Origin of the sequence: Luteococcus peritonei, assembly GCF_039526385.1 — a bacterium.
Classification (GTDB): domain Bacteria; phylum Actinomycetota; class Actinomycetes; order Propionibacteriales; family Propionibacteriaceae; genus Luteococcus; species Luteococcus peritonei.
Genome location: NZ_BAAAIX010000004.1, coordinates 76,149 through 101,316 on the forward strand (window position 1 = coordinate 76,149; position 25,168 = coordinate 101,316).

Sequence of the window (25,168 nt, forward strand, 5' to 3'; positions counted from 1 at the left end):
CCACAGTGTGGAATGTGTTGTTCACGACAGCGCTCACGGGGCTCGGCGACGGGCTCGACGAGCGGGCACGCGGGCGGTGGTGGGTGACGCCGGGGGCCTGCGGTCATAGTCTCGGGCCATGCCCACACCGGACTTCATCCTGGACCTGCGACGAGACATCGGCCACCGCCTGCTGTGGCTGCCCGGCACCACCGCGGTGGTGCTGCGACCCGGCGAAGCCGGCGAACAGGTGCTCTGCGTGCGGCGCAGCGACGACGGCAGCTGGACGCCGATCTGCGGCATCGTCGAGCCGGGAGAGGACCCGCACGAGTCCGCGGTGCGCGAGGCGATGGAGGAGGCCGGCGTCGAGATCGAGGTGGAGCGCCTGGTGTGGATGAGCCCCACCGGGCTGATCACCTACGGCAACGGCGACCAGAACGACTACCTGGACCACACCTTCCGGGCCCGCTGGGTCTCCGGAGAGGCGGCCGTCGGCGATGACGAGTCGAGCGAGGTGGGCTGGTTCGACCTTGACCAGCTGCCCAGCCCGATGAGCGAGCTGCAGCGCCGTCGGATCCGCGTCGCGGCGGCCAACCCGCCGCACGTCCTGCTGGGGGTCGCGGCGGCGAAGGCCTTCCTGGGCGAGGACTGACCGTGGGCCTGCGCTCCCGGCTGTGGCGCGACGGGCGTGTGGTCAGTGAGGACGTCGCCCTCGACGAGCTCCGGCGCCATCTGGCCGAGGAGAGCAGTCTGGTCTGGCTGGACCTGTGCCTGGCGGGCGAGGTGCACCCCGACACCCTGGCCGGGCTGGCCGACGAGTTGGGCCTGGACCGCCACGCGGTCGAAGACGCGGTGGCCCCTGGGGAGCGCCCCAAGACCTCGCGGCACGGCGGGCACACCTTCGTCACCGTCTACGCCACCGCGCTGCCGGGTGAGCCGGCCGGAGGCCACGAGTCGCGGCTGGTCACCTCCCGGGTCTCGGCCTTCGTGCTGCCGCGTGGCCTGGTGACGGTGCGTCGGGACGACCGCTTCGCCATGGGCCAGGTGCTGCGCCGCTGGGACGACGACCCCGAACTGGTGCAGGGCGGGGTGGCGGGTCTGCTGCACGGACTGCTGGACGTGGTGGTGGACGGGCACTTCGAGACCATCCAGCAGCTCGACGACGCGATCGAGGAGCTGGAGGACGTGCTCTTCGCCGAGAGCCCGCAACCCGCGCAGGTGCAGCGCTCCAGCTACCGGATGCGCAAGGAGCTGGTGGAACTGCGCCGCGTCGTCCTGCCGATGCGCGAGGTGGTCAGCTCGCTGATGCGTCAGCCCGATCTGCGCGGCCCGCACGACCCGTCCGCCCTGGGCGGCCACTACGAGGACCTCTACGACCACGTGTTGCGGGCCGGGGAGTGGACCGAGAGCCTGCGCGACATGGTGACCAGCGTCTTCGAGACCAACCTGTCGCTGCAGGACGCCCGGCTCAACACGGTGATGAAGAAGCTGGCCGGCTGGGCCGCGGTGATCGCCGTGCCGACGGCCATCACCGGCTGGTACGGCCAGAACGTGCCCTATCCCGGCTTCAACTCGTCCGGGGGACTGCACCAGTCGGTGCTGCTGATCCTGCTGGCCACCGTCGGGCTCTATCTCTTCCTGCGGCACAAGGACTGGATCTAGTGGAGCGGCTGGCGCTCGGGGTGCTGATGCCCGGTTTCGAGGGGAGCCGGGTGCCCCACTGGCTGCGCGGGCCGCTGGCCGACGGGTTGGCGGCGGTCTGCCTGTTCGCGCCCAATGTGGCCGACCGGGCGGCGGCGACGGCCCTGTGCTGCGAGCTGCGTGAGCTCTCGCCGGGGGTCGTGATCGGTATCGACGAGGAAGGTGGCGATGTCACCCGGCTGCACGCCGCCACCGGCTCGCCGCTGCCCGGCCTCGGGGCGCTGGGCGCTGTCGACGACGAAGAGGCTGCCCGTCGGGCGGGGCGCCTGCTGGGCGCCGATCTGGCCGGCTGCGGCATCACGCTCGACCTGACGCCGGTGCTCGACGTGGCCAGCGAGCCCGCCAACCCGGTGATCGGCAGCCGCTCCTTCGGTGCCTCGCCGGATCAGGTGGCGCGGTTGGGTGCCGCGCTGGTGAGCGGGCTGCACGAGCACGGCGTGGCCGCCTGCGGCAAGCACTTCCCGGGCCACGGCGACACCACGGTCGACTCCCATGTGGGGCTGCCGGTGATCGACGCCCCGCGGCAGGTGGTGCTGGAGCGCGATGTGGCGCCCTTCGCCGCCCTGGCGGGCGTGCTGGATGCCGTGATGACCGGACACCTGCTGGTGCCGGCACTGGGGGAGGGGCCCGCCTCGCTGTCGAGCTGGTGCTACGCCCTGCTGCGCGAGACCGGCTTCGAGGGGGTGGCACTCACCGATGCGCTGGGGATGCGCGCCGTCAGTGGCGCGGACATCGGCCCGGCCGTGGTGCAGGCGCTGGCCGCCGGTGCCGACCTGTGCTGCCTGGACGCGCCGATGCAGCGCGACGGCCGCACCACCTTCGAGCAGGCCAGGCGAGCGGTGGAGGCCGCGCTGGCCGACGGCTTCCTGGACCCGGCCGCGCTGGAGGCCAGTGGCGAGCGGAACCGGGCGCTCGGCCGGGAGTTGGTGCCGGTGGCGTCGCAGGACGAGCAGGTGTTGCAGCGTGAAGGGCTGGAGCTGGCCCGTCGGGCGGTGTCCGCGCGCGGCGACGTGAGGGTCGGGCCTCGGGTGGCCTTCCTGGACCTGCGGGCGCGGCTGAACCACGCGGCCGGGGAGCAGCCGCCGACCCTGGCCGAGGAACTGGCGCGGGTGCGTGAGGTGGAGCCGCTGCAGGCGGGTGAATCGCTGGGTGAGCTGCCGCTGGTGCTGCAGGTGCGCGAGCCGCTGCTGGCCCCGGAAGGGGAGCTGCTGGCGCAGCTGCTGCGGGCGAGGCCGGATGCGGTGGTGGTGCACTGCGGTCAGGCCGATGCCGCACCCGCGGTGGACAGACTGGTGCTGGCGCACGACGCCGGCCGGGCGATGGCACGGACAGCAGTGGAGCTGCTGTGCGGACGAGGAGGAGACGATGGGCGAGGGTGAGGGCAGGGACGACAGGCGCGACGAGGTGGTGGGCCCGCTGAGCTGGAGCACCGAGCAACGCAATCCGCGCACCATGGACCTGGACCAGTTGGATGCCGGGGAGCTGGTGGCGCGGATCCTGGCCGAGGATGCCCGCGTGGCCGCGGCGGTGCAGGCGGTGCAGGAGCGGATCGGTGAGGCCGTGGAGCTTGCGGTGCGGTCGCTGGCCGCCGGTGGGCGGGTGCACTACGTCGGCTCGGGCACGTCGGGGCGGCTGGGGGTGCTGGACGCGGTGGAGCTCTTCCCCACCTACCGGGTGGGCGACGAGATGGTGGTGGCGCACCTGGCCGGCGGAATGCCCGCGATGATGCGGGCCGCCGAGGGTGCCGAGGACGACGAGCAAGCCGGGCGAGAACTGGCAGGTGGGATGACGCCGAAGGACCTGGTGGTGGGCCTGGCGGCCAGTGGGCGCACGCCCTATGTCCGCGGGGCGATGGCCGCGGCGCGGGAGCTGGGGTGTGCGACGGCGCTGGTCTCCGCCAATCCCCAGGCGCCGCTGGCCGAGCTGGCGGACGTGGCGATCCTGGTGGACACGGGGCCCGAGGTGGTCACCGGATCGACCCGGATGAAGGCCGCGACCGCGCAGAAGATGGTGCTCAACACCTTCTCCACCGCGACCATGGTGCGGATGGGCAAGACCTACTCGAACCTGATGATCGACGTGGTGGCCACCAATGCCAAGCTGCGACGCCGGATGGTCACCATGCTGCAGCAGGCCAGTGGCGCCGACGAGCAGGCCGCCGAGCGGGCGCTCGCCGAGGCCGATGGCCAGATCCGCCCCGCCCTGGTGGCCCTGCTCTCCGACGCCTCGGTGGACGAGGCGGCGCGGGTGCTGGCCGAGTTGCCGCCCGATCCGTCGCGTCGCGAGGATCCGGCCGGGATCCGCACCGCGGCCGAACGGCTGCGGCAGCGGTGATGCGAGTCGGCCGCTGGTTGTCTGGAGTCGTCGGCCGATGCTGGCATGGAGGTTTCGGTCTCCGGGGCCGTGCTGCGCACTCCAGACCGGCCCGCTGGATTCCATCCGCGGCTTCCGGACGCGATTCGCGGTTTCCCACCTGGGCGGCTGAGGAGTGACAGGAGCAGGTGCTCACGTCCAGGGCGGGGCGTCGAGAGCTGGGATTGAGCCCTGCAGGTCTGATGCTCCGGCTCGCCACTGGGCTCTCCCGGGCAGGCTCCGGGCCCCGTGGTCAGGCGGCGACGGGGTTGTGGACCATCCAGGAGCGTTGTGGGGTGACGAGGTAGGCGAAGCCGTCGGGTGATCGCCACAGGTGGCAGTCGGGCAGCAGGGTCTGGTAGCGCCAGCCGCCGTGGGTCTTGGCGCGGTGGACGGTGCGTGACAAGGGCGCAAGGTTGTCGGGCCGGGTGCCACCCGGCGGTCCGGGCGGGTCGGAGGATTCCCACCCCGGTGGCCCGGGAGGGCCCGCGGTCTCCCGCTGTTCAACGCCAGGGCGGTGCTCCATCCCGGAGTGCCCGGTTCCGTGCCCGGTTTTCGTTCGTGGCCAGGGGATGGTGTGGTCGAGGTCGCAGCCGGTGGCCGATCGGTGGGAGCCGGGGAAGGCCTCGATGAGGTGGCGGAGCTGGACGAGTTCACGCATCCGGGTGGGGACCTCGTAGCGGTCGCAGGCGGTGATGGTGGCCGGGTCGATCACCGGGCGGATGGTGAGGCGGGTGTCGGCGAGCAGCACCGCGAGGGATTCGGCGATCACCGGCCCGAGCTTCTCGATCCGGGCGATCCCGTCCAGTTCGCAGGCCGTGTTCGCCGAGATGTGCACCACGAGGTCGGCCTTGGGCAGCAGCTTGTCGGGCTCGACGGTGATGGTGCCGCAGGTGTGGCCGCGCTGACCGCGCGCCGGGCACCCAGCATCCAGGTCACCATCGGCGGTGAGGGTGGGGATCTGGTCGAGCAGGCTGGCCTGCAGCAGCTGCAGCGCCCTCGCCGGGGTGGCGAGCAGCCCCAGGCCCAGGGCGCGTCGGGCATCGAGGCTGTCGGTGGAGCCGCCGTCGGCGAGGATGGCGGCGAGCCGGTCCACCTGCGCGTCGAGGAACCTGGCATCGCCGGCATCGAGCACGGCCCACACGTCGGTGACCCCGTCGCGGGAGGAGCCGACATCGACCCGCCGCGCGTCGAGAGCGGCCAGGCGTCGGGCTTCGGCCAGGTCGGCGGGCAGCAGTTCCAGCACCAGACCCTCGGTGATCGTCAGCAGCCGGGTGGTGCTGATGCCACCGGCCAGCGGCGCGAGGCGGGCATCCAACTCGCGGGCCTGGGGCAGTGGGAGTTGTCGGGCGAGGTTGACGATCTGGCGGGCGGTGCCGACGCGCAGCTGCCCGTCGCCGAGCAGGTTCCACAGCGCGGGGAAGCGGTGGCGCAGGTCGAGCGCGTCGCCGATCATCACCCGGGCCGCCTCGACGCTGATGGTGAGGGCGGCGGCGATCTCCAGGGGCGCGAACTCCGCCACCTCCGGCGTCCCATCACCGCCCAGCCGGACGAGGCGTTCCGCGCCGGGCAGCGCGATGCCGCTGGCGTCGACCACGGCGTGCAGGTCGGCGAAGTGAGCAGCCAGCATGAACGATTCCGCTTCGGCCATCCAGGCGCGGCGCCGCGCCGTCATCATCGCGTCGACGGTCTGCGCGGAGGACACCAGCTCCGCCGGATGCGCAGCCAGCGGCACGACCTGACCGATCACTGTGCTGGTCATGCTCGCCCCCTCGCGTCGCCTCTCCGTTGTCGAATCTGTGTTCTAATTCTAGTTCGCGATCTCGACTCTGGCAAGGGGTGGGGATACGATTTTCGGTCGTTCGAAATGGGGATGTCGCTGCGTCTTGGCGCGAGCGGGGGAGGAGCGGCAGGGCGGAGTGGATCCGGTCTAACCGGAGCTTTCGCGGGCGTTCTCGAGCGGGAACGTGCTCGCGCTTGCGCGGGTTCGGGGTCGGACGTGAGCCGTCGAGCCGCCTGGCACGCCCCTTGAGCAGCTCGCCGTTGTCACGAAGGAACGCGAGCATCGGAGACGGACAGGCCCAGCCCACGGCCGCGCTCCCTCAGACCTCCCGGAGGCTGAGACGGGTCGGCATCGGCGCTGGGCCGGCGGGTGAGCAGCCCCGACCCCTACAGCTCCCGGATCCAGGTCTCCACGCGGCAGACTGAGCGGAAGCCCAGTTCCTCGTTCACGCGCGCCATCGGCAGGTTCGTGGCGTCGTTGGAGGTCTCCGCGCGCACCATCCACGGCGCATCTGCACAGGCCTGGGTCATGGCCGCGATCTTGAGGCTGCGGCCCAGACCGTGACCGCGGTGCTCGGCCAGCACGAGGGTGTCGCCCTGCAGCAGCAACTCCCGGTTGTCGGCGTCGTCGTGGTTGCGGAGCTCGGTGAAGCCGGCGATGCGTCCCTGGTGGTCGCGGGCCAGCGCCAGCCAGAGCCGGTCGCCGGAACGCACCCGGTAGGCGGCACGGAGCCGCTTGTCGCTCCAGTGCTGCACGGGCAGGCCGGCCTCGCCCCGGGGGATGTCGCTGTTCATCGCCTGCTTCAGGGTGCGCAGGTCGTCGAAGAGCGACGGGTCAGGTTCGCCGCTCAGCACCTCGATCCGGTAGCCCTCCGACGTGGACGGACAGGCGGCCAGCGGAAGGTCCACCTGCTTGACGAAGGCCTCGGAGTCGCGGCGGAGCCGTCGGCGATTCGCCTCCCCGGCCAGCGCCTCCCGCAGGGAGTCGGCGTCGACGGCGGGGCTGTGCGGGCCGAAGGTCTCCCGCAGCACGGCATTGGCCGCGGGCCCGTGCGCCTGCCACTGCTCGTCCTCGTCCGGGGTGAAGCTGACCAGCTCGACCTCGCTCATCGGGCCAGTCTCGCAGCCCGGAGCCGTGGTGCCCGTCCTACCGCGGCAGGGCGCGGGCAGCAACCTCCACACCGGCGAGCAGGTCGGCATCCGGTTCGGTCATCCAGGTCACGACGGGCGAAGGATGCGGGTCCTTGGTGCGGGGCGTGCCCCTGCGCCAGGTGCCCACCACCCGGCCGTCACGGACCACGGTGGCGCGGAACATCCCGTTGTTGCCGGGCACGATGGCCTCGGCATGCTGTGGCGGCACGACGGGGGAGCGGTCCTTGTAGCCCAGCACCAGCTCGTCGAAACCGGGCAGCAGCAGCACCTCGCGTGCTGCCTGTCGTTGCTCGGCCAGCCGGTCGGGCAGCGACGCATCCATCAGCCAGACCTCCCTGTCCTGCTCGACGCGCAGCAGGCCCGTGGTGGCTGCCATGGCTCGACGCACCCGCCCCAGGGCCAGGCCGGTCCAGCGAGCCAGGTCGGCCTCGGTGGCAGGCCCGTGGCCGGAGAAGAAGGCCTGCGCCCAGCCCACCAGCGCCTCCTCCAGATCGGGCTGATCCTGGGGACCCAACCATCCCTCGGCCAGCACCACCAGCTGCTCCCAGCCGGTGCGGGTGGGCCGCAGCGGCCCCAGCACCAGCACCCCACGACGGCACAGCAGGCTGAGCAGGTGGATGCCGCGCTGCGCGACCTCCTCGAGCAGCTCGTGGCGGTCCCAGGCCGCGAAGAGCTCCTGCCGGGTCACCCGTGACTGCTTCGCCAACAGCTCCTCGGCGACGGTGCGAGCCTGGCCCACCAGCGCCTCGTCGATGCCGAGCTGCCGGTGGCGCGCCGCCTGCCCCGACTCCATCCGTGGCCCGGTCAGCCCCAGGATCCATCCGTTGTGCCGGGCATCCACCACGTGCAGCGTGCCGCGCATGGTCCAGTTGCGCACCAGCTCGCCGCGCTCGAAGGCGTCGGCCACCTCGGCCAGGCTCCGCGACCAGGTGCGCAGGGCCACCGAGACCATCGCCCCGGGCAGGTCCTGGCCCTGCACGCAGCCCAGGTGCCGCACCGCCTCCAGCGGCCCCGGCAACGGCTCGGTGAGCCGCTGCGCGACGATCCGCGCCAGCGAGAGGTCCTCGGGCAGCTTCATCAGGCGGGCCGGATGCTGACCGACTCGACCGTCGCCTCCGGCGAGGCCAGCACCGCCAGCGCCACCGCCTCGGCCACCGACTCGGGGCGCAGGTGCTCGTCCGGCACGTAGTCACGCCCGAGCTGCGCCTGCAGCGCCACCTGCATGTCGGTGTCCACCCGTCCCGGGTGGATCGAGCTGACCCGCACCACGCCTCGCTCCTCCTCGCGCAGCGCATCGGTGAAGGCCCGCAGCGCGAACTTGGTGCCCGAGTACAGGGCATAGCCGCTTCCCGAGCTGTAGCCCGCCCCGGAGTTGATGGTCACCACCTGCCCGCGGTGCTCGCGCAGGGTGGGCAGCAGCAACCGGGTCAGGTCCGCCACCGCCACCACATTGGTCTCGAACATGGCGCGCCAGTCCTCACGAGAGGCCTCCACCACGCTGCTGTGCCAGGCCACCCCGGCGGAGTGCACCAGCACGTCCACCCGGCCCAGGTCCGCCACGGCGCGGGCGGTGGCCTGCGCATCGTCGAGGTCCGCGACGAAGCCCTCGGCACTGCCGCCCTCCAGGGCGCGCACCTCCTCCACGACCGGGGTGACGGACTCGGCGCTGCGGCCACCCACCAGCACGTGGTGCGTGGTGGCCAGCCGCAGGGCGACGGCGCGGCCGATGCCGCGGCTGCCGCCGGTGACCAGCAGGACGGGACGATCATTCATGGCGCCGAGCCTAGGGCAGCCCTCCGACAGTTTTCACGGCTAGGGTGGTGCGGGTGAGCCCCCGACCCGAGCCCCGCGCGCTCTGCCTGGCCATGCTGCTCGCAACGCTCGTCGCCGGCTGCTCCTCGGCCCCCGAGGCCTCCACCAACACCACCGCGCCGACGCCCGCCACCACGTTCTCTCTTCCCGCCGGGGCCACCACCCTGCGCGAGATGATGCTGGTCAACGGCCCCAGCAGCCTGGTGCTGCCCGGCGACGTGAGCACCACCAGCCGGATCGACCAGCCCAATGTGGTCACCCTCACCTTCCCCGTCGGACAGGGCGAGCAGCTGGCCGAGTGGCTCACCAGCACCCTGCCCGCCAACGGGTGGAGCGTGGACGCCGCCCGGGAGACCTCGATGCTCTTCCACGACGACGACGTCGACGGCGAGCCCTGGCAGGGTGCCTTCACCTGCAGCCGCACCAGCTGCGCGCTGACCCTGCGCAACCAGTGAGCCGGGGCCTGGTCCGCCATCCGGGCGATTTTGTGGGCTGAACCGCTCCGCGGATAGATTGGGCGCCATGCCGTGCAAGTGCGAGACCATGACCGGGCACACCATGCCCGTCGTCGTCTGCGCCCGCATGATGCGAATGCTCGGCTGACAACGCCACCCAAACCTGCCCGCAGGTCCCGGTCGAGCACGGCTCCCGGATGGTGTTGTCAGAGAATCCCGCTTGGACCAGCACTCTCCCCATGACCAATGTGCCCTCTTCGGGCCACCACACCGAAAGACCACCATGACCAAGTACCTCCGCCTCCTGCTCGCCGGCGTCCTCGCCGTCCTCACCCTGGGCCTGACCGCCTGCGGCGCCGGTTCCGGCTCCTCCGACAGCAAGCCGCTGGTCGTGATGGCCGATGCCACCCCGCACACCGAGATCCTCACCAAGGTCCAGGAGCTCGGCCTGCTGGGCGAGACCAAGATCGAGGTCAAGGGCATCGTCGGCGACATCGACCCGAACCAGCTCGTCCAGTCCGGCGACGTCGACGCCAACTTCTTCCAGCACGTCCCCTACCTGGAGTCCTGGGAGAAGGAGAAGGGCGTGACCGACCTGGAGGCCGTGGCCACCACCCACGTCGAGCCGCTGGGCATCTACTCCAAGAAGGTCAAGAGCCTCACCGAGGTCCCCAACGGCGCCACCTTCGCGCTGGCCGCCGATCCCACCAACTTCGCCCGTGGCCTGATGCTGCTGCAGGACGCCAAGCTGCTGACCCTCGACGTGAAGTCCACCGACAAGGGCCTGGACTACGCGCAGATCACCGAGAAGAACATCACCGCGAACCCGAAGAACCTGAAGTTCGTGGAGATCGACCGCCCGCAGCTGCCCGCCACCCTGGACGATGCCAAGGTCACCGTCAGCGTGATCAACGGCGCCAACGCCCTCGAGGCCGGCCTGAAGCCCTCCACCGACGCGCTGCAGCTGGAGAGCGCCACCGACAACCCCTATGCCAACGTGCTGGTGGTCAAGGCGGACAAGAAGGACGATCCCCGCGTGAAGAAGCTGGCCGAGGCCCTGCAGAGCCCCGAGCTGGCCACGTGGATCGAGAGCAACTACTCCGGTTCGGTGCTGCCGGCCAAGAAGGCCTGATGATCAGCTTCGACCACGTCACCAAGGTCTACCAGCCCCGCGGCACCCGCAAGGGTGCCGCGGGGCCGGACCCCGTCGTCGCCCTCGACGACGTCAGCCTCGAGGTGGCCCAGGGCCAGATCTTCGGCATCCTGGGCCGCTCCGGAGCCGGCAAGACCACCCTGCTGCGCTGCCTCAACGCACTGGAGCCCGTCACCCAGGGCACCATCACCGTCGACGGGGTCGACTGGACCAGCCTGAAGGGAGAAGAGCTGCGCAAGCAACGGCGCCGGATGGGCACCATCTTCCAGCACTTCAACCTCCTGGCCTCGCGCACCGTGGCCGACAACGTGGCCTTCGGCCTGGAGATCGCCGGCGCGCCCAAGGCCGAGATCGGTCCCCGCGTCACCGAGCTGCTGGACCTGGTGGGCCTGCCCGACAAGGCCGGTGCCTACCCCTCCCAGCTCTCCGGAGGCCAGAAGCAGCGGGTCGGCATCGCCCGCGCGCTGGCCACCCGCCCGTCGGTGCTGCTGATGGACGAGGCCACCAGCGCGCTCGACCCCACCACCACCGAGCAGATCCTGGACCTGGTCAAGGACCTGCGCGACCGGATGGGGCTCACCGTGCTGCTCATCACCCACGAGTCCGACGTGGTGCGCCGGATCTGCGATGCCGCCGCGCTGATGGAGGGCGGCCGCGTTGTGGAGCAGGGCAGCCTGCTCGACCTGGTGGCCGACCCCGACTCCCGGATCGCCGACCAGCTGATCCCGCTGGGACGCGCCAATGACGCGGTCACCGGCCCCAGCCAGCTGCTCAGCTTCGTCAACTCCGGCGTCAACGAGCCGGTGCTGTCCAGCTTCACCCGCCAGACCGGCATCGACGTCGCCATCCTGGGCGGCTCGGTGGAGCAGATCGCCGGCCACAAGGTGGGACGCCTGCGCGTCGCCTTCGACCACCCGCACGGCGAGGTGGACGAGGCCATCATCCAGGACTTCTTCTCCAGCCGAGGCGTGAAGGTGAGCCGATGAACAAGACCAGCATCCGCGACTCGCTGCCCGAGCTGTGGGCAGCCCTCGGCGAGACGGCCTGGATGGTGCTGCTGAGCTTCCTGATCACCCTGGTCCTGGGCACGCTCACCGGCATCCTGCTGCGCCTCACCGCCCCCGACGGTCTGACGCCCAACCGCACCTTCAACCGGGTCTTCGGCGCGATCGTGAACATCGGGCGCTCGCTGCCCTTCCTGATCCTGCTGATCGCGGTGATCCCGCTCACCCGGCTGGTGGTGGGCACCGCCTACGGCCCCACCGCCGCGGTCGTGCCGCTGGCACTGGGCGCCATCCCCTTCTTCGGACGGGTGGTGGAGAGCGCACTGCGTGAGGTCTCACCCGGCAAGGTGGAGGCGGCCCAGGTGATGGGCGCCAGCACCGCGCAGATCGTGCGCAAGGTGCTGCTGCCCGAGGCGATGAGCCCGCTGGTGGCCGGCGCCACGCTCACCCTGGTGATGCTGATCGGCTACTCGGCCATGGCCGGCACCATCGGTGGCGGCGGCGTGGGCGACTTCGCCATCCGCTACGGCTACCAGCGCTTCAACACCCCGGTGCTGCTGGTCAGCGTGGTGGTGCTGATCGTCATCGTGCAGCTGATCCAGTCCATCGGCGACGCCATCGTGCGCGGCATGGCGCACAAGCGCGACTAGTTCCCCCACAGCGTCGGCCAGGCCACGCCGAGCTCGGCCAGCATGGTGCGCAGCAGCGGCAGGCTGATGCCCACCACGTTGTGGTGGTCACCCTCGATGCCGGCCACGAAGGGCCCGGCCAGGCCATTGATCGCGAACCCGCCCGCCACCCGGGCGGGTTCGCCCGTCCTGGCGTAGGCGGCGACCTCCTCGTCGTCGACCTCCGCGAAGCGGACCACCGTGGTGGCCACCCGGGTCAGCGAGGTGGGCTGGTCCGCGCCCAGCAGCCGGGCCACGTGGCCGGTGTGCAGCAGCACCTTGCGGCCCCGCATCCGGCGCCACAGCTCCACCGCGGCCTGCTCGTCACCCGGTTTGCCGACGGCCTGGCCGTCGAGCTCCATCATCGAGTCGCAGGCCAGCAGCAGGGTGCGCTGCTGCGGCGCGCCCAGCATGGCGGTGGCGGTATCCGCCTTCAGCTCGGCCAGAGCAGCCACCAGGGAGACGGGGGAGTCAGCACGGACCTGGTCCTCGTCGGCGCCGGTGACCAGCACGCTGGGATCCAGGCCGGCGGCGCGCAGGGTGGCGAGCCGGGCGGGGGAGGCGGAGGCGAGCACGAGCTGGAGAGATGGCGAAGGCACCCGCCCAGCCTAGGAGGCCGGACGGGTGCCGGTGCCCGGGCGAGCCGGGCGTGGTCGTGCGGTGTGGCTCAGCAGGTCACTTCTTGCCCAGCAGGCCACCCAGGATCTGGCTGACGATGTCGCCGCCCTGGGTCTGCGCCTGCTGGGTGGTGGCCTGCGCATTGGTGGTGTCGAAGGGGTTGCCGGTGCCGGCGGCCTGCGGGTTCAGCACCTGACCCAGCACCTGGGACAGGACGCCACCGAGGATGCCGGTGTTGGCCTGGGTGCCGGCCTGCTGGCCCGCGCCACCCAGCACCTGGCCGAGGATGTTGCCGGCGGCGCTGTTGGAGCCGCCCAGCTGCTTGGCCAGGTAGCTCAGCACGATGGGAGCCAGGATGGGCAGCATCTTCTTGATCAGCGCGTCGCTGACGCCGGCCTGCGAGCTGAGGGCCTGCGCGACGCCCTCGGTCTGGTTGCCGAAGACGTGGCCCAGGATCTTCTCGCCCTCGTTGGTGTCGACCTGGTCCAGGGCCACCTGGTCACCGGCCTGCAGCGGGCTCTCGGTGTGCTGGTTCAGCGCCTCCGCCAGCGACAGCTCGCCCTGCGGGTCCTGCGCGTTCTGGGTCAGGCCACCGAGGATCGAGGTCACGGCGGGCACCGCGGCCTGCTCCACCTGCTGCGGCTCGGCACCGAGCTGCTCGGCGAGCTGGTTGATCGGCAGCGTGTTCAGGATGTCGTTCAGGGCGCTCATGCGTGTCCTTTCTGTTCGTGGCCGGCGGCCACGGCGTTCGGGACAAGGCTGGCACAGATCATGTGTCCGGCTGGCAGTTTTCGGCCGATGGCGGACACACGCCCCGAAAGGTACAGCTCCCGCGCAGGAAAGTCCTGCGCGGGAGCTGCGGAGATCGACCGGGTGCGGCCTCAGGGACGGCCGCTGAAACGCCAGGCCTCGCGGCCGGGCATCACCTGGCGACGAATCGTGCGGGTGTACGACTTCCAGCCACCGGCCAGTGGACGGTCGTCGTTCTTCTGGGCCGGGGCGCCGGCGGCCATCGCCGCCTGCAGCACGGCCATCACCGCGCCGACCTCGTCGTCGCTGGGATTGCCGCCGACCACCTCGATGCGCAGTGGTTCGGCGACCTCCTCGACACCCTGTTCGGTGCTGGGCTCTGCCATGTTGGTCTCCTCGATCAGAGCGGGATGTTGCCGTGCTTCTTGGGTGGCAGGACCTCACGCTTGGTGCGCAGCAGGCGCAGCACGCGGATCACCTCGGCACGGGTCTCGTGCGGGTAGATGATCTGGTCCACATAGCCGCGCTCGGAGGCGACATAGGGGTTGGCCAGCTCGTCGTTGTACTCGTCGATCAGTTCCTTGCGACGCGAGGCCTTGGCGTCGGCCTCCTCGATGCCGGCGAGCTCCTTCTTGTACAGGATGTCGACGGCTCCCTCGGCACCCATCACCGCGATCTGGGCGGTGGGCCAGGCGAGGTTGATGTCGGCACCCAGGTGCTTGGAGCCCATCACGTCGTAGGCGCCGCCGTAAGCCTTGCGGGTGATGACGGTGAGCAGCGGCACGGTGGCCTCGGCGTAGGCGTAGATCAGCTTGGCGCCGCGACGGATGATGCCGGTGTGCTCCTGGCTGACACCCGGCAGGAAGCCGGGGGTGTCGACGAAGGTCAGCACCGGGATGTTGAAGCAGTCGCAGGTGCGCACGAAACGGGCGGCCTTCTCGGAGGCGTCGATGTCCAGGCAGCCGGCGAACTGGGTGGGCTGGTTGGCGACGATGCCGATGGAGCGGCCCTCGATCCGGCCGAAGCCGCAGATGATGTTCTGCGCGAAGAGCTCCTGCACCTCCAGGAACTCGTCGTCGTCCAGCACGCAGCGGATCACCTCGCGCATGTCATAGGGCTGGTTCGGGGAGTCCGGGATCAGCGTGTTGAGCTGCCGGTCGTGGTCCGTGATGGTCAGGTCCACCTCCTCGTCGTCGTAGATCGGCGGGTCCTCGAGGTTGTTCTGCGGCAGGTAGCTGATCAGCTCGCGCACGTACTCCAGGGCGTCGTTCTCGTCGGCGGCCAGGTAGTGGGCCGCGCCCGACTTGGTGTTGTGGGTGCGCGCGCCGCCCAGCTCCTCCAGGGTGACGTCCTCGCCGGTGACGGTCTTGATGACCGCGGGGCCGGTGATGAACATCTGCGAGGTCTGGTCCACCATGACGGTGAAGTCGGTGAGCGCGGGGGAGTAGACGTGGCCGCCGGCGGCCGCGCCCATGATCAGGCTGATCTGGGGGATCACGCCGGAGGCGTGGGTGTTGCGGCGGAAGATCTCGCCGTACAGGCCGAGCGAGACCACGCCCTCCTGGATGCGGGCGCCGCCACCCTCGTTGATGCCGATCAGCGGGCAGCCGGTCTTGATGGCGAAGTCGATGATCTTCACGATCTTCTCGCCGTAGACCTGGCCGAGCGCGCCACCGAAGATGGCGACGTCCTGGCTGAAGACACAGACCGGGCGGCCGTGGATGGCGCCGACGCCGATGATGACGCCGTCACCGTAGGGACGGTTCTTCTCCATCCCGAAGGCGGTGGAACGGTGCCGGCTGAACTCGTCGAGTTCCGCGAAGCTGCCTTCGTCGAGCAGGGCGAGCACACGCTCGCGAGCGGTCATTTTTCCCTTGGCATGCTGCTTCTCGACGGCCGCCGGCGAAGCGGCATTGACAGCGGCGTCAATGCGGCGTCCCAGATCGGCGATCTTTCCAGCAGTGGTGTGGATGTCGATCTCCATGGGGGAACCCTAGCGTCACAGCGGGGGTGTTGCCGAGAGGCGAGGTGTGCATTTCCACACCTCGGACTAGCCTGTCCACCATGCCCAGCAGCGCACCGCTCGAGCCCGCCCGCCTGGAGGCCCTGCTGGCCTCCCAACCCCTGTGGGAGAAGGTGGAATGGGTGGCCTCCACCGGCTCCACCAATGCCGACCTGGCCGCCCGGGCCCGCTCGGATGCCGAGACGGGCGTGGTGCGGATCAGCGAGGAGCAGACCGCCGGCCGGGGCCGCTTCGACCGTCGCTGGGAGAGCCCTGCCGGGGCCTGCGTGGCCTGCTCCCTGCTGCTGCGTCCCAGTCAGCCGTCGCTGGCCTGGGGCTGGCTGAGCCTGCTCACCGGGATGGCGGTGGCCACCGGCGTGGAGCGCGCCACCGGTGCCGAACCGGGCCGGGTGCAGCTGAAGTGGCCCAATGACGTCCTGCTCGACGGCAAGAAGATCTGCGGCATCCTGTCCGAGCGCGTCGAGTCGGAGCACGGGGCGGCCGCGGTGGTGGGCTTCGGCATCAATGTCTCGCTGGAGGCCGACGAGATCCCGGTGCCCACCGGCACCTCGCTGCGGCTGGCCGGACTGGACCAGGACAAGACCACCCTGATGGCCGAGATCCTCACCGAGTTCGCCCGGCTCTACCAGCTCTGGGAGCGTGACGGTGAGGTGCACGACGAGTACCAGTGGCGCTGCTCCTCGGTGGGGGCGCCGCTGCGGGTGATGGTCGACGAGCAGACCCAGGTGCTGGGCACCGGGCACTCGGTGGACGAGTACGGCCGGCTGGTGGTGCGCACCCCGCAGGGGCTGCAGGCCTTCAGCGCGGGCGATGTCTTCCACCTGCGGCTGCAGCAGGCCTGAGCTCAGCCCCGTTCCACCGAGGCCCGCAGGAAGGCCTGCCAGGTGGCCTGCTTGCGCAGGTCGGACAGGCCGAGCTGGTCGAGCACCGGGCCCACCTGGGCTCGGCTGTCGGCCCACTCGCCGCTGATCTCGCCGGAACGCTGCCAGATGGTCTGGCAGATGGCCTGCACCGCCTGGTTCTGCACCCGTGAGGAGCGGTCGAAGCGGCTCATCCCCGAGCCGGACAGCGCGTTGTCGACGTGCAGGTGGTTGCGGTGCAAGTCGTCGAAGTGGTGGGTCAGGACATAGGCGAAGTGCAGGTGCAGTGAGGCTGCCAGGGTCCAGTAGCGGCGCCGCAGCCGGGCCTGCTGGGCGGCGGGTGCCTGGGCCCACAGGTCGGTGCGGGCACTGACCAGCAGCTGTCCGCCGGAGCGGAGCCGGGAGATGTCGAGGGCGCGGCCGTTGGCATGCCAGGAGCGGCACTCGTCCTTGAGCACGTGGGCGCCATAGCTCCAGAGCTGGGTGGCGCCGCCGTAGCGCGAGGTGGCGTCCCAGTCGGCCATCCAGCGCTCCAGCTGGCGCAGGAAGCCGGGGTCGAAGCGCATCGTCCTGGCGGTCTGGCTGGGCTCGTAGATGATCTTCGCGCGGCCGATCCGGGCGCTGGGCGTCAGGGCGGAGGCGTCGACGCAGGAGGCATGGGGACCGGCAGGTCCGCCGTCGCCGGCGCCCGGGACCCAGTCGCTGCTCGACGGCAGGCCGTGCTCCACCGCGCGGGCGGCCGCGGTGCCCAGCAGCCCCAGCCCGAGGGCACCGGCACCTCCGATGAGCAGGTGGCGACGGTCCAGCCGCGCGCGGTCGGGGCGCGGGGCGGGCGTGCTGCCGTGAGGGGTGAGGCGGTCGCGGCAGGCGAGCCACTCCTCGTCGCTCAGCGGCTCGGTCGGGGTGTCCACGACCTCAGGCTAGGTCGACTGACCAGCGTTACGCGTCGGCTCAGGGTCTGTCGCCCTGTGCCACCACGGTCTGACTTCCGGCCCGGTGGCGCGGAATCCACAGCGAGACGGCGGCCGCGGCCAGGCAGAGCAGGCAGGTGAGCACCCAGGCGCGGGTGTAGCTGCCGTCGGCGGCGCGCAGGCTGCCGGAGACGCTGGCGCCCAGACCGGCGCCCACCATGTGGCTGGCGTAGACCCAGCCGAAGGCAATGCCGGAGTCCTTCAGGCCGAAGTGCTCACGGCACAGGGCGACGGTGGGCGGCACGGTGGCGGTCCAGTCCAGGCCGTAGAAGATGATGAACAGCCACATGCTGGGGGTGATGTGGGCGTCGAGCAGGTAGTTGATCGGCACCAGCGAGAGACCGCGCAGGCCGTAGTAGGTGGCCAGCAGCAGGCGGGGGTCGTAGCGGTCGGTGAGCCAGCCCGAGGCGACGGTGCCCACCACGTCGAAGATCCCGATCAGGCCCAGCACATTGGCGGCCAGGTGCATGGGCATGTGGTGGTCGTGGGCGGCGGGCACGAAGTGGGTCTGGATGATGCCATTGGTGGACCAGCCGCAGATCATGAAGGTGACCAGCAGACCCACCAGGGCACGGGTGCGCCAGTTCGCGACCAGCACCGCGAGGGTGGCGCGCAGCGGGCTGCCGGCGGTCCCGACGGACGGCTCGACGTCGGCCTCCAGCCCCGCCACCACCGGCCGTTCGGGATGCGGGTGCGCGGCACCCAGGGGACGCACGCCCAGCTGCTCGGGCCGGTCGCGCAGCAGCACCAGGCAGAGCAGGGCCGCCAGCAGGCAGGCGGCAGCGATGATGGCCACGGCGCTCTGCCAGCCCTGCCGGCTCACCGACTGCGCCACCAGCGGCACGAAGACCACCTGGCCGGCCGCGGAGGCCGCCGAGAACAGGCCGGTGACGAAACCGCGGTGGGTCTCGAACCAGCGGTTGGCGACGATGGCGCCGAAGGTGAGCGCCAGGGCACCGGTGCCGATGCCGATCACCACGCCCCAGAGCAGCCACAGCTGCCAGGCCTGGGTCATCCACAGCGAGGCGGTAGCCGCGGAGCCGGCGACGGCCAGCGAGGCGGTGACGGTGCGTCGCAGCCCCCACTGCTCCATCACGGCGGCGGCCAGCGGCGCGGTCAGCCCGAAGAGCACCAGGTTCAGGCTGGCGGCCTCGGACGTGGTGGCGCGCGACCAGCCGAAGTCCTGCTCCCAGGGCTCCAGCAGCACACCCATCGAGGAGCGGAAGGCCGCGGCGGCCAGCAGCGAGAAGAGCGTGACACCGGCCACGAACCAGGCGGGGTGGACCGGGAGTCTGCGCACCCGGCAAGGCTAGGACCGGTCCGGAGGGCCAGCCGGCGACGTCCGGTCCCCGGGCACAGCGGCCTCAGGACGGCAGGCCCCCTAGTCGCGACGCTCGTCGCGCTGGTCCAGCAGGCCGGAGGGATCGCCGAAGAGCAGTTCGGAGAGCATCAGGTGCACCCGCTCCACGTCGGGCACGTCGTGCAGCAGCACCGGGTCCTCCGCGGCGGTGGTGAGCTTCAGCGTCCCGCAGCCGAACAACCGGTCCACCAGGCCGCGTTCGCTGGCGACGTCGTTGATCCGGCCCAGCGGCAGGTCGTGGCTGGTGCGGCGCAGGATCCCGGCGCGGTGGATGATGCGCCGGGTGGTGAGGATGTAGGTGTTGGCCCGCCAGCGCAGCACCGGCACCAGCACGCCCACCAGCACCACCAGTGCCAGCAGGGCCGCCAGTACCCAGCCGCCCCACGGCTGCCAACCGGCCGGCATCACGGCCAGTCCGGCACCCAGCCCGATGGCGCACAGCAGGAGCAGCATCACCGGCCCCACCAGCGCCTTCGCATGGGTGTGCATCTGGCGCACCAGGTCCTCGTCGGTGCCCAGCAGCCGCTCCACTCGTGCCATGCAGCCAGACTAGCCGCGGCCCCGGTCAGCTCCGCTCAGGCGTCGGAGAGGCGGGCGATGGTGGCTGCTGCGCGACGCACCGCACCGTGCGGGACGTGGGGCACGATGTCGTCGAGGAAGGCGTAGCGACGACGCACCGAGTCCAGGTAGGCGCGCGGGTGCTGTTCGTCGGCGGTCGCGGTGCGCATGGTGTGCCACCAGTCGGCGATGTCGCCCCAGCCGGGGGCCGCGAGCGAGCCGCCCACCTGCTGCACCGCGAGCGAGGAGCACAGCGCGGAGAAGGCCAGCCGGTGCTCCAGCGGCCAGCCGGCCAGGGTGCCCAGGGTCATGGCGGCGCCGAAGACGTCACCGGCGCCGGTGGCGTCGATCGCGCGCACGCGCAAGGAGGGCACCCGCGCCTCCTCACCGCTGGTGGAGTCGATGGCCAGTGCCCCGCGGGCGCCGTCGGTGACCACCGCCAGCGGCACGTGGTCGGCGATCACGTAGAGCGCGTCCTGCGGGGTGTCGGTGCGGGTGTAGGCCATCGCCTCGACGGCATTGGGCATGAAGGCGTGGCAGTGCTGCAGCTGGTCCAGCACCGTGGTGGACCACCGGCCGGACTGGTCGAAGCCGACGTCGGCGAAGAGCAGGGAGCCGGCCTGGCGGGCCTGGGCGGCCCAGGTCAGCTCCGCGTCCTCGGTGAGCGGCACGTCCGGCTTGAGGTCCAGCAGGACGGCGCGGGCCAGCGGTGGCCTGCCGATCATCGCCGTCGCCGACTCCGGCGCCTGGTGGCCATGGGTGACCATGGAACGGTCGTCGCCCATCGCCATCGACACGGTGACCGGCGAGTGCCAGCCGGGGTAGCGGCGCGAGCTGGACAGGTCCACGTGCTCCTGCTGCTCCAGGGTGCGCCAGCAGAACTCGCCGTAGTCGTCGTCGCCGAAGGCGGCGCCCAGCGTGGTGCGCAGACCCAGCCGGCTGGCGGCCACCGCCAGGTTCGCGATGCCGCCGGGGCACGAGCCCATCCCCTCGGCCCAGATCTCCTCCCCGTCGCCCGGCATCTTCGCCATGCCGGTGAAGATGATGTCCAGGAAGACCATCCCGTGCAGGAAGACGTCGAAGGGCGGCTGGTCGGGCCCGCGCAGCGCGGCCAGCGGGTCGTAGGGCGTGGTGGTCACGCCTCCATCCTCACCGCCGGGCAGGCTGCTGACAAGGACCTCGGCGGGCTTGCCCCGGGCGATGGCGGGGCCTAGCGTCGGGGCCATGAAGCTCGCTCTGCTTGGTGGTGGTGGATTCCGGGTCCCCCTGGTGCACGGCGCGCTGTTGCGCGACGAGCATGCTGACCGGGTTGACGAGGTGGTGCTCTTCGACGCCGATGCGCACCGGCTGGAGGCGATGGGCCACGTGGTGCGCCAGCAGGGCGAGGCCGCGGTGCGCGCCGGGGCGCTCCCGGTGCGGATCAGCACCACCACGGACCTGGACGAGGCGGTGCGCGAGGCCGACTTCGTCTTCTCCGCGATGCGCGTGGGCGGGCTGCACGGGCGCACCTGCGACGAGCGCGTGGCCCTCGACCTGGGCGTGCTGGGCCAGGAGACCACCGGCCCCGGGGGCCTGGCCTACGGCCTGCGCACCATCCCCGTGGCGCTGCAGGTGGCCCTTCGGGTGGCCGAGCTCGCGCCGCAGGCCTGGGTGATCAACTTCACCAACCCGGCCGGCATGGTGACCCAGGCGATGCAGCAGGTGCTGGGCGATCGCGTGGTGGGCATCTGCGACTCGCCGATCGGGCTGGCCCGACGGGCCGCCGGGCTGCTCGGCGTCGACGCCGACCGCGCGGCCCTGGACTATGTCGGGCTGAACCACCTGGGCTGGCTGCGGGGGATGCGGGTGGGCGGCACCGACCTGCTGCCGGGCCTGGTGGCCGATGCCGAGGCGCTCGACCGGATGGAGGAGGGACGGCTGTTCGGCGCCGAGTGGATCCAGACCCTGGGCGCCATCCCCAACGAGTACCTGTACTACTACTACTGCACGCGCGAGGCGGTGGCCGCCATCAAGGGAGCCCCGCACACCCGCGGGGAATTCCTGCTGGACCAGCAGACCGCCTTCTACCAGCAGGTGGCCGCCGATCCGGGCAGCGCGCTGGCCCGCTGGAATGCGGCCCGCGCCGAGCGGGAGGCCAGCTACATGGCCGAGGCCCGCGCCGAGGGCGAGGAGCGCGACGAGAGCGACATGGACTCCGGCGGCTACGAGGGTGTGGCGCTGGCCCTGATGGCCGCCATCGCCCGCGGTGAGCGCTCCCAGATGCTGCTCAACGTGCGCAACCAGGGCGCCGTCGCGGGTCTGCCCGATGACGCCGTGGTGGAGGTTCCCTGCGCGGTCTCGGCCAGCGGCGTGGTGCCGCTGGTGACCCGCCCGCTCGATGACGGGGCGGTGGGCCGTTCCATGCTCGGCCTGGTGCAGCAGGTGAAGGCCGTGGAGGAACTGACCATCCGCGCCGCCACCACCGGCTCGGTCCGCGACGCGGTGGCGGCCTTCAGCTTGCATCCGCTGGTGGACTCGGTGCCGGTGGGTCGCCAGCTGCTGGAGGGTTACCGCTCCCGGATCCGTGAGGTGGACGCCGTCTTCACCCGCTGAGCTGGGCGCCAGCGCGGGGCAGGGGCACCGTGCCGAACACCCCCGCGCCAGCCTCGTGGCGCGACCCATCGCGGCATCGTCTGGATGAACTCTTGGTGTCAGGTCCCGACAGGTGGCCTGGAGGCCTGGGCCGGGCCCTTAGCGTGTCGCGGGTGGCCGCCGGGCCACCACCCACCCACCGGGAGCCACCATGATCCACCCCACCGCAGTGCGGCTGCTCGCCCTTCCGGTCGCCGCCGGCGTGCTCGCCTCGGTGACATCGCTGACCGCTCCGGTGGCCCGGGCGGCAACGCCGTGCGAGGCCATGTCCAGCACTCTCTACCAGGGCCTGCAGGAGACCAGCCACAACAGCCTGCTGACGGCCTGGCCGAAGGAGTACGACGGGTTGGCCGCGCACCACTACGTCGGCCAGGGCACGGTGGGTCGGGTCGCCACCAGGCCCGCCTCCGGGCTGGTGGCGGTGCACCGGCTGTGGCGCACGGCGCAGTTCCGCACCGCCGCCGAGTCCGAGGTGGCCGCGCTGGTGGCGCAGGGCTGGCGTGACCACGGCGTCAGCTTCCATGCCGCCCCCGCGGCGGCCGGCTGTGGCACCGCCATGCACCGCGTCGTCAAGGACGGTGTCACCCGCGAGGCCACCGACGACGAGCTGGACCTGCTGGTGGCCGCTGGCTGGGCAGACCAGGGCGTCGGCTACCGGGTGGCGCCCGCGCAGGGCGGCTCACCGGCGGCGCAGCCGGCCGCTGACCCGGCGCCGCTCCCGGCCGATCCCGGGCTCGCGCCGCAGGATGCCGACGGTCGCTTCAGCCTGGCCGTCATCCCCGACACCCAGAACGAGACCACCAGTGCCACGGGGCTGCAGCGGATGGTGGCGCGCAACCAGCAGATCCTGGCCCAGCGGGCCTCGCGTGACACGCGGGTGGCGCTGCAGGTGGGCGACATCGTCAACTGGGACACCGCCGAGCATGACCAGTACCAGCGCGCCGAGCAGGGGATGGCCGTGCTGGAGCGCGCCGGCCTGCCCTGGGTGGGCACCATCGGCAACCACGACGCCCAGGCCACCGGGCCCGGCGGCAGCGCCCGGCCCGGCGTCGACACCCGTGCCGCCCTGCGCGAGACCTCCGTCTACAACCGCTACTTCGACGCCTCCAGCTTCGTGCTGCGGCGCGGTACCGAGAGCCCGGGCGTCGAGGACAACTCCTTCCACACCTTCCGTGCCGCCGGCGCCGACTTCCTGGTGCTCACCCTGGAGCTGTGGCCGCGCGAGGACAAGCTGGCCTGGGCCGAGCAGGTGGTGGCCCAGCACCCGCAGCACAACGTCATCCTGCTCACCCACAACTACCTGGCCGGCGACGGCCGGGTGGCCAGCGACAACGGCGGCTACGGCGACCTGCCGGTCAGCGCCGTGCGGCAGCGGCTGGTGGCACCGCATCCCAACGTGAAGCTGGTGCTGTGCGGCCACGTCGGCGTCGACCGCGCCCTGGTGGAGGACTTCCCCGGGCACCGCGTCGTCGCCCTGCAGAACAACTACGACAACCTCACCGACGCCCTGCTGCGGATGGTGGAGGTGGACGTCGCCGGCGGCAGCCTGGTCCACGAGTACGCCTCGGCCACCACCACCCGGGTGGTCAGCCCGCCCACCACCGTCACCGGGATGGACTGGATCCGCTGAGCACAGGACACCGGTAGGGTCACTCGGGTGAGTCGTTCCTACACCATCGGAATCGTCGGCGGCGGACAGCTGGCCCGCATGATGCACCAGGCAGCGATCGGGCTGGGTGTCCGGGTGCGGCTGCTGGCCGAGGGGCCCGACGTCTCGGCCGCGCAGGTGGTGCGCGAGGTCACCGTCGGTGACTACACCGACGCGCAGGTGCTCACCGACTTCGCCCGCGGCTGCGACGTGATCACCTTCGACCACGAGCACGTGCCCACCCACCTGCTGCGCGCCCTGGAGGCCGAGGGGATCGCCGTGCGCCCCGGGCCCGACGCCCTGGAGCACGCCCAGGACAAGGCCGTGATGCGACGCCGGATGGCCGAGCTCGGCGCGCCGAACCCGGTCTTCGAGGTCTGTGATGACGAGGCCGCCCTGGTGGCCTTCGGCGAGCGGATCGGCTGGCCGGTGATCGCCAAGACCTCGCGCGGCGGCTACGACGGCAAGGGCGTGTGGAAGATCGACGGGCCCGAGCAGGCCGGCGAACCCTTCGCGGCGCTGGCCCAGCAGGCCACCACCGTCGACGGTGGCGTGATCGAGCGGCAGGGCACCGTGGTGATCGGCGAGGAGTTCGTCGACTTCGCCCGTGAGCTGTCCGCCCTGGTGGTGCGCAGCCCCGCCGGCCAGGCCGTCGCCTACCCGATCAGCGAGACCGTCCAGACCGGCGGCATCTGCACCGAGACCACCACCCCTGCCCCCGGCATGGCCGAGGAGCAGGCCAGCGAGCTGCAGCAGCTGGCGCTGCGGATCGCGCAGGAACTCGGCGTGGTGGGCCTGCTCGCCGTGGAGCTGATGCAGCGCACCGACGGCTCCGTGGTGGTCAACGAGCTGGCCATGCGCCCGCACAACACCGGGCACTGGAGCATCGACGGGGCCAACACCTCGCAGTTCGAGAACCACCTGCGCGCCGTGCTGGACCTGCCGCTGGGCGATCCCGGACTGCGCGCCCCGTACGTCGTGATGGCCAATGTGCTGGGCGGCACCGAGGAGGACCTCACCGGTGCCCTGCAGCACTGCTTCGCGCGGGACCGTCGGCTGCGCGTCGAGCTCTACGGCAAGGACGTCAAGCCCGGCCGCAAGGTGGGCCATGTCACCACCTGTGGCGAGGACCTCGACGAGGTCACCAAGCGCGCCCGGCACGCCGCCGGCTACCTGATGGGAGACCCCAATGCCTGAGCAGCCCCTGGTGGGAATCGTGATGGGTTCCGACTCCGACTGGCCCACCATGCAGGCCGCCACCCAGGCCCTCGACGAGTTCGGCATCGCCTGGCAGGCCGACGTGGTCAGCGCCCACCGGATGCCGGAGGACATGGTGACCTACGGCCGCGAGGCCCACACCCGAGGGCTGCGCGCGATCATCGCCGGTGCCGGGGGAGCGGCGCACCTGCCCGGCATGCTGGCCGCCCTGACGCCGCTGCCGGTGATCGGCGTGCCGGTCCCGCTGAAGTACCTCGACGGGATGGACTCGCTGCTGTCCATCGTGCAGATGCCGGCCGGTGTGCCGGTGGCCACGGTGAGCATCGGCAATGCCCGCAATGCCGGCCTGCTGGCGGCCCGGATGATCGCCGCGGGCGATGCCGAGCTGACCCAGCGGATGCTCGACTTCCAGGCCTCGCTGCGCGAGGTCGCGCTGGCCAAGGGCGAGACGGTGCGCCAGCACAACCACTGAG

25 protein-coding genes are annotated in these 25,168 nt (G+C 71.5%); 13 read left to right on the forward strand and 12 right to left on the reverse strand.

The genetic code is table 11. The features are described from left to right. Positions 1 to 118 precede the first annotated feature (118 nt). The 4 genes from ABD073_RS01900 to murQ are packed head-to-tail and all read left to right on the forward strand — an operon-like array spanning position 119 to position 4,014. Entirely contained in the window at positions 119 to 631 is a 513-nt protein-coding gene (locus tag ABD073_RS01900; RefSeq protein WP_343872029.1) for an NUDIX hydrolase, read from the forward strand. A 2-nt stretch (positions 632 to 633) separates the two neighbouring features. Next, positions 634 to 1,641 (forward strand): magnesium transporter CorA family protein, encoded by a 1,008-nt coding sequence (locus tag ABD073_RS01905; protein ID WP_343872030.1) that lies wholly within the window; start codon positions 634 to 636, stop codon positions 1,639 to 1,641. Beyond that, positions 1,641 to 3,059, forward strand: coding sequence for a glycoside hydrolase family 3 N-terminal domain-containing protein (locus ABD073_RS01910; RefSeq protein ID WP_343872031.1), 1,419 nt, complete (start codon positions 1,641 to 1,643; stop codon positions 3,057 to 3,059). Before ABD073_RS01905 ends, ABD073_RS01910 begins: the two co-directional genes overlap by 1 nt. Then, on the forward strand, positions 3,046 to 4,014 hold the full coding sequence (murQ, locus tag ABD073_RS01915; RefSeq protein ID WP_343872032.1) for an N-acetylmuramic acid 6-phosphate etherase: 969 nt from the start codon (positions 3,046 to 3,048) through the stop codon (positions 4,012 to 4,014). Before ABD073_RS01910 ends, murQ begins: the two co-directional genes overlap by 14 nt. A 271-nt stretch (positions 4,015 to 4,285) precedes the next feature. Here murQ and ABD073_RS01920 read toward each other — a convergent pair whose 3' ends face one another. From ABD073_RS01920 to ABD073_RS01935, 4 genes are all read right to left on the reverse strand, one after another. Continuing rightward, entirely contained in the window at positions 4,286 to 5,794 is a 1,509-nt protein-coding gene (locus ABD073_RS01920; RefSeq protein ID WP_343872033.1) for a DUF222 domain-containing protein, read from the reverse strand. Between the two features lie 407 nt (positions 5,795 to 6,201). Next, positions 6,202 to 6,924: a GNAT family N-acetyltransferase gene (locus ABD073_RS01925; RefSeq protein WP_343872034.1), complete on the reverse strand. Its 723-nt coding sequence runs from the start codon at positions 6,922 to 6,924 to the stop codon at positions 6,202 to 6,204. A 37-nt stretch (positions 6,925 to 6,961) separates the two neighbouring features. Further along, positions 6,962 to 8,044: a winged helix DNA-binding domain-containing protein gene (locus ABD073_RS01930; RefSeq protein WP_343872035.1), complete on the reverse strand. Its 1,083-nt coding sequence runs from the start codon at positions 8,042 to 8,044 to the stop codon at positions 6,962 to 6,964. Beyond that, the gene (locus ABD073_RS01935; protein WP_343872036.1) at positions 8,044 to 8,739 is read right to left on the reverse strand and encodes an SDR family oxidoreductase; all 696 of its coding nucleotides are present in this window, start codon (positions 8,737 to 8,739) and stop codon (positions 8,044 to 8,046) included. Before ABD073_RS01935 ends, ABD073_RS01930 begins: the two co-directional genes overlap by 1 nt. Before the next feature lie 53 nt (positions 8,740 to 8,792). On the opposite strand from ABD073_RS01935, the gene ABD073_RS01940 reads away from it, so the two are divergent. The 4 genes from ABD073_RS01940 (at position 8,793) to ABD073_RS01955 (ending at position 12,040) form a co-directional block, all read left to right on the forward strand. Beyond that, positions 8,793 to 9,233 (forward strand): hypothetical protein, encoded by a 441-nt coding sequence (locus tag ABD073_RS01940; RefSeq protein ID WP_343872037.1) that lies wholly within the window; start codon positions 8,793 to 8,795, stop codon positions 9,231 to 9,233. 283 nt (positions 9,234 to 9,516) lie between these two features. After that, entirely contained in the window at positions 9,517 to 10,365 is an 849-nt protein-coding gene (locus tag ABD073_RS01945) for a MetQ/NlpA family ABC transporter substrate-binding protein (RefSeq protein WP_343872038.1), read from the forward strand. Next, on the forward strand, positions 10,365 to 11,372 hold the full coding sequence (locus tag ABD073_RS01950; RefSeq protein WP_343872039.1) for a methionine ABC transporter ATP-binding protein: 1,008 nt from the start codon (positions 10,365 to 10,367) through the stop codon (positions 11,370 to 11,372). Before ABD073_RS01945 ends, ABD073_RS01950 begins: the two co-directional genes overlap by 1 nt. Then, on the forward strand, positions 11,369 to 12,040 hold the full coding sequence (locus ABD073_RS01955) for a methionine ABC transporter permease (RefSeq protein WP_343872040.1): 672 nt from the start codon (positions 11,369 to 11,371) through the stop codon (positions 12,038 to 12,040). Before ABD073_RS01950 ends, ABD073_RS01955 begins: the two co-directional genes overlap by 4 nt. Here ABD073_RS01955 and ABD073_RS01960 read toward each other — a convergent pair. From ABD073_RS01960 to ABD073_RS01975, 4 genes are all read right to left on the reverse strand, one after another. Beyond that, complete coding sequence (locus ABD073_RS01960) at positions 12,037 to 12,657, reverse strand: Maf family protein (RefSeq protein WP_343872042.1); 621 nt, start codon at positions 12,655 to 12,657, stop codon at positions 12,037 to 12,039. The genes ABD073_RS01955 and ABD073_RS01960 overlap by 4 nt on opposite strands. 76 nt (positions 12,658 to 12,733) lie before the next feature. Beyond that, the gene (locus tag ABD073_RS01965) at positions 12,734 to 13,387 is read right to left on the reverse strand and encodes a DUF937 domain-containing protein (RefSeq protein ID WP_343872043.1); all 654 of its coding nucleotides are present in this window, start codon (positions 13,385 to 13,387) and stop codon (positions 12,734 to 12,736) included. A gap of 170 nt (positions 13,388 to 13,557) precedes the next feature. After that, positions 13,558 to 13,812, reverse strand: a complete 255-nt coding sequence (locus ABD073_RS01970; protein ID WP_343872044.1) for an acyl-CoA carboxylase subunit epsilon — start codon at positions 13,810 to 13,812, stop codon at positions 13,558 to 13,560. Positions 13,813 to 13,826: 14 nt separating this feature from the next. Continuing rightward, positions 13,827 to 15,410: an acyl-CoA carboxylase subunit beta gene (locus ABD073_RS01975; protein WP_343872045.1), complete on the reverse strand. Its 1,584-nt coding sequence runs from the start codon at positions 15,408 to 15,410 to the stop codon at positions 13,827 to 13,829. Positions 15,411 to 15,490: 80 nt separating this feature from the next. On the opposite strand from ABD073_RS01975, the gene ABD073_RS01980 reads away from it, so the two are divergent. Continuing rightward, positions 15,491 to 16,291 (forward strand): biotin--[acetyl-CoA-carboxylase] ligase, encoded by an 801-nt coding sequence (locus ABD073_RS01980; protein WP_343872046.1) that lies wholly within the window; start codon positions 15,491 to 15,493, stop codon positions 16,289 to 16,291. A gap of 2 nt (positions 16,292 to 16,293) precedes the next feature. Here ABD073_RS01980 and ABD073_RS01985 read toward each other — a convergent pair whose 3' ends face one another. From ABD073_RS01985 to ABD073_RS02000, 4 genes are all read right to left on the reverse strand, one after another. Continuing rightward, positions 16,294 to 17,220, reverse strand: coding sequence for an extensin family protein (locus ABD073_RS01985; protein WP_343872047.1), 927 nt, complete (start codon positions 17,218 to 17,220; stop codon positions 16,294 to 16,296). 40 nt (positions 17,221 to 17,260) lie between these two features. Beyond that, positions 17,261 to 18,580 carry an MFS transporter gene (locus ABD073_RS01990; RefSeq protein ID WP_343872048.1) on the reverse strand — a complete coding sequence of 440 codons (1,320 nt, stop codon included), beginning with the start codon at positions 18,578 to 18,580 and terminating at the stop codon, positions 17,261 to 17,263. Between the two features lie 81 nt (positions 18,581 to 18,661). Next, positions 18,662 to 19,180 (reverse strand): PH domain-containing protein, encoded by a 519-nt coding sequence (locus ABD073_RS01995; protein ID WP_343872049.1) that lies wholly within the window; start codon positions 19,178 to 19,180, stop codon positions 18,662 to 18,664. 35 nt (positions 19,181 to 19,215) lie between these two features. Beyond that, positions 19,216 to 20,337, reverse strand: a complete 1,122-nt coding sequence (locus tag ABD073_RS02000) for a carbohydrate kinase family protein (protein WP_343872050.1) — start codon at positions 20,335 to 20,337, stop codon at positions 19,216 to 19,218. An 85-nt stretch (positions 20,338 to 20,422) separates the two neighbouring features. On the opposite strand from ABD073_RS02000, the gene ABD073_RS02005 reads away from it, so the two are divergent. The 4 genes from ABD073_RS02005 to purE all read left to right on the forward strand — a co-directional run bounded on the left by ABD073_RS02005 (position 20,423) and on the right by purE (position 25,167). Then, positions 20,423 to 21,790, forward strand: a complete 1,368-nt coding sequence (locus tag ABD073_RS02005) for a 6-phospho-beta-glucosidase (RefSeq protein WP_343872051.1) — start codon at positions 20,423 to 20,425, stop codon at positions 21,788 to 21,790. A 190-nt stretch (positions 21,791 to 21,980) separates the two neighbouring features. Continuing rightward, positions 21,981 to 23,459 (forward strand): metallophosphoesterase, encoded by a 1,479-nt coding sequence (locus ABD073_RS02010; protein WP_343872052.1) that lies wholly within the window; start codon positions 21,981 to 21,983, stop codon positions 23,457 to 23,459. A 78-nt stretch (positions 23,460 to 23,537) separates the two neighbouring features. Then, on the forward strand, positions 23,538 to 24,674 hold the full coding sequence (locus ABD073_RS02015) for a 5-(carboxyamino)imidazole ribonucleotide synthase (RefSeq protein WP_386751284.1): 1,137 nt from the start codon (positions 23,538 to 23,540) through the stop codon (positions 24,672 to 24,674). Next, positions 24,667 to 25,167, forward strand: coding sequence for a 5-(carboxyamino)imidazole ribonucleotide mutase (gene purE / locus ABD073_RS02020; protein WP_343872054.1), 501 nt, complete (start codon positions 24,667 to 24,669; stop codon positions 25,165 to 25,167). The genes ABD073_RS02015 and purE overlap by 8 nt, the downstream gene beginning before the upstream one ends. The last annotated feature ends 1 nt before the right edge of the window (position 25,168 follow it).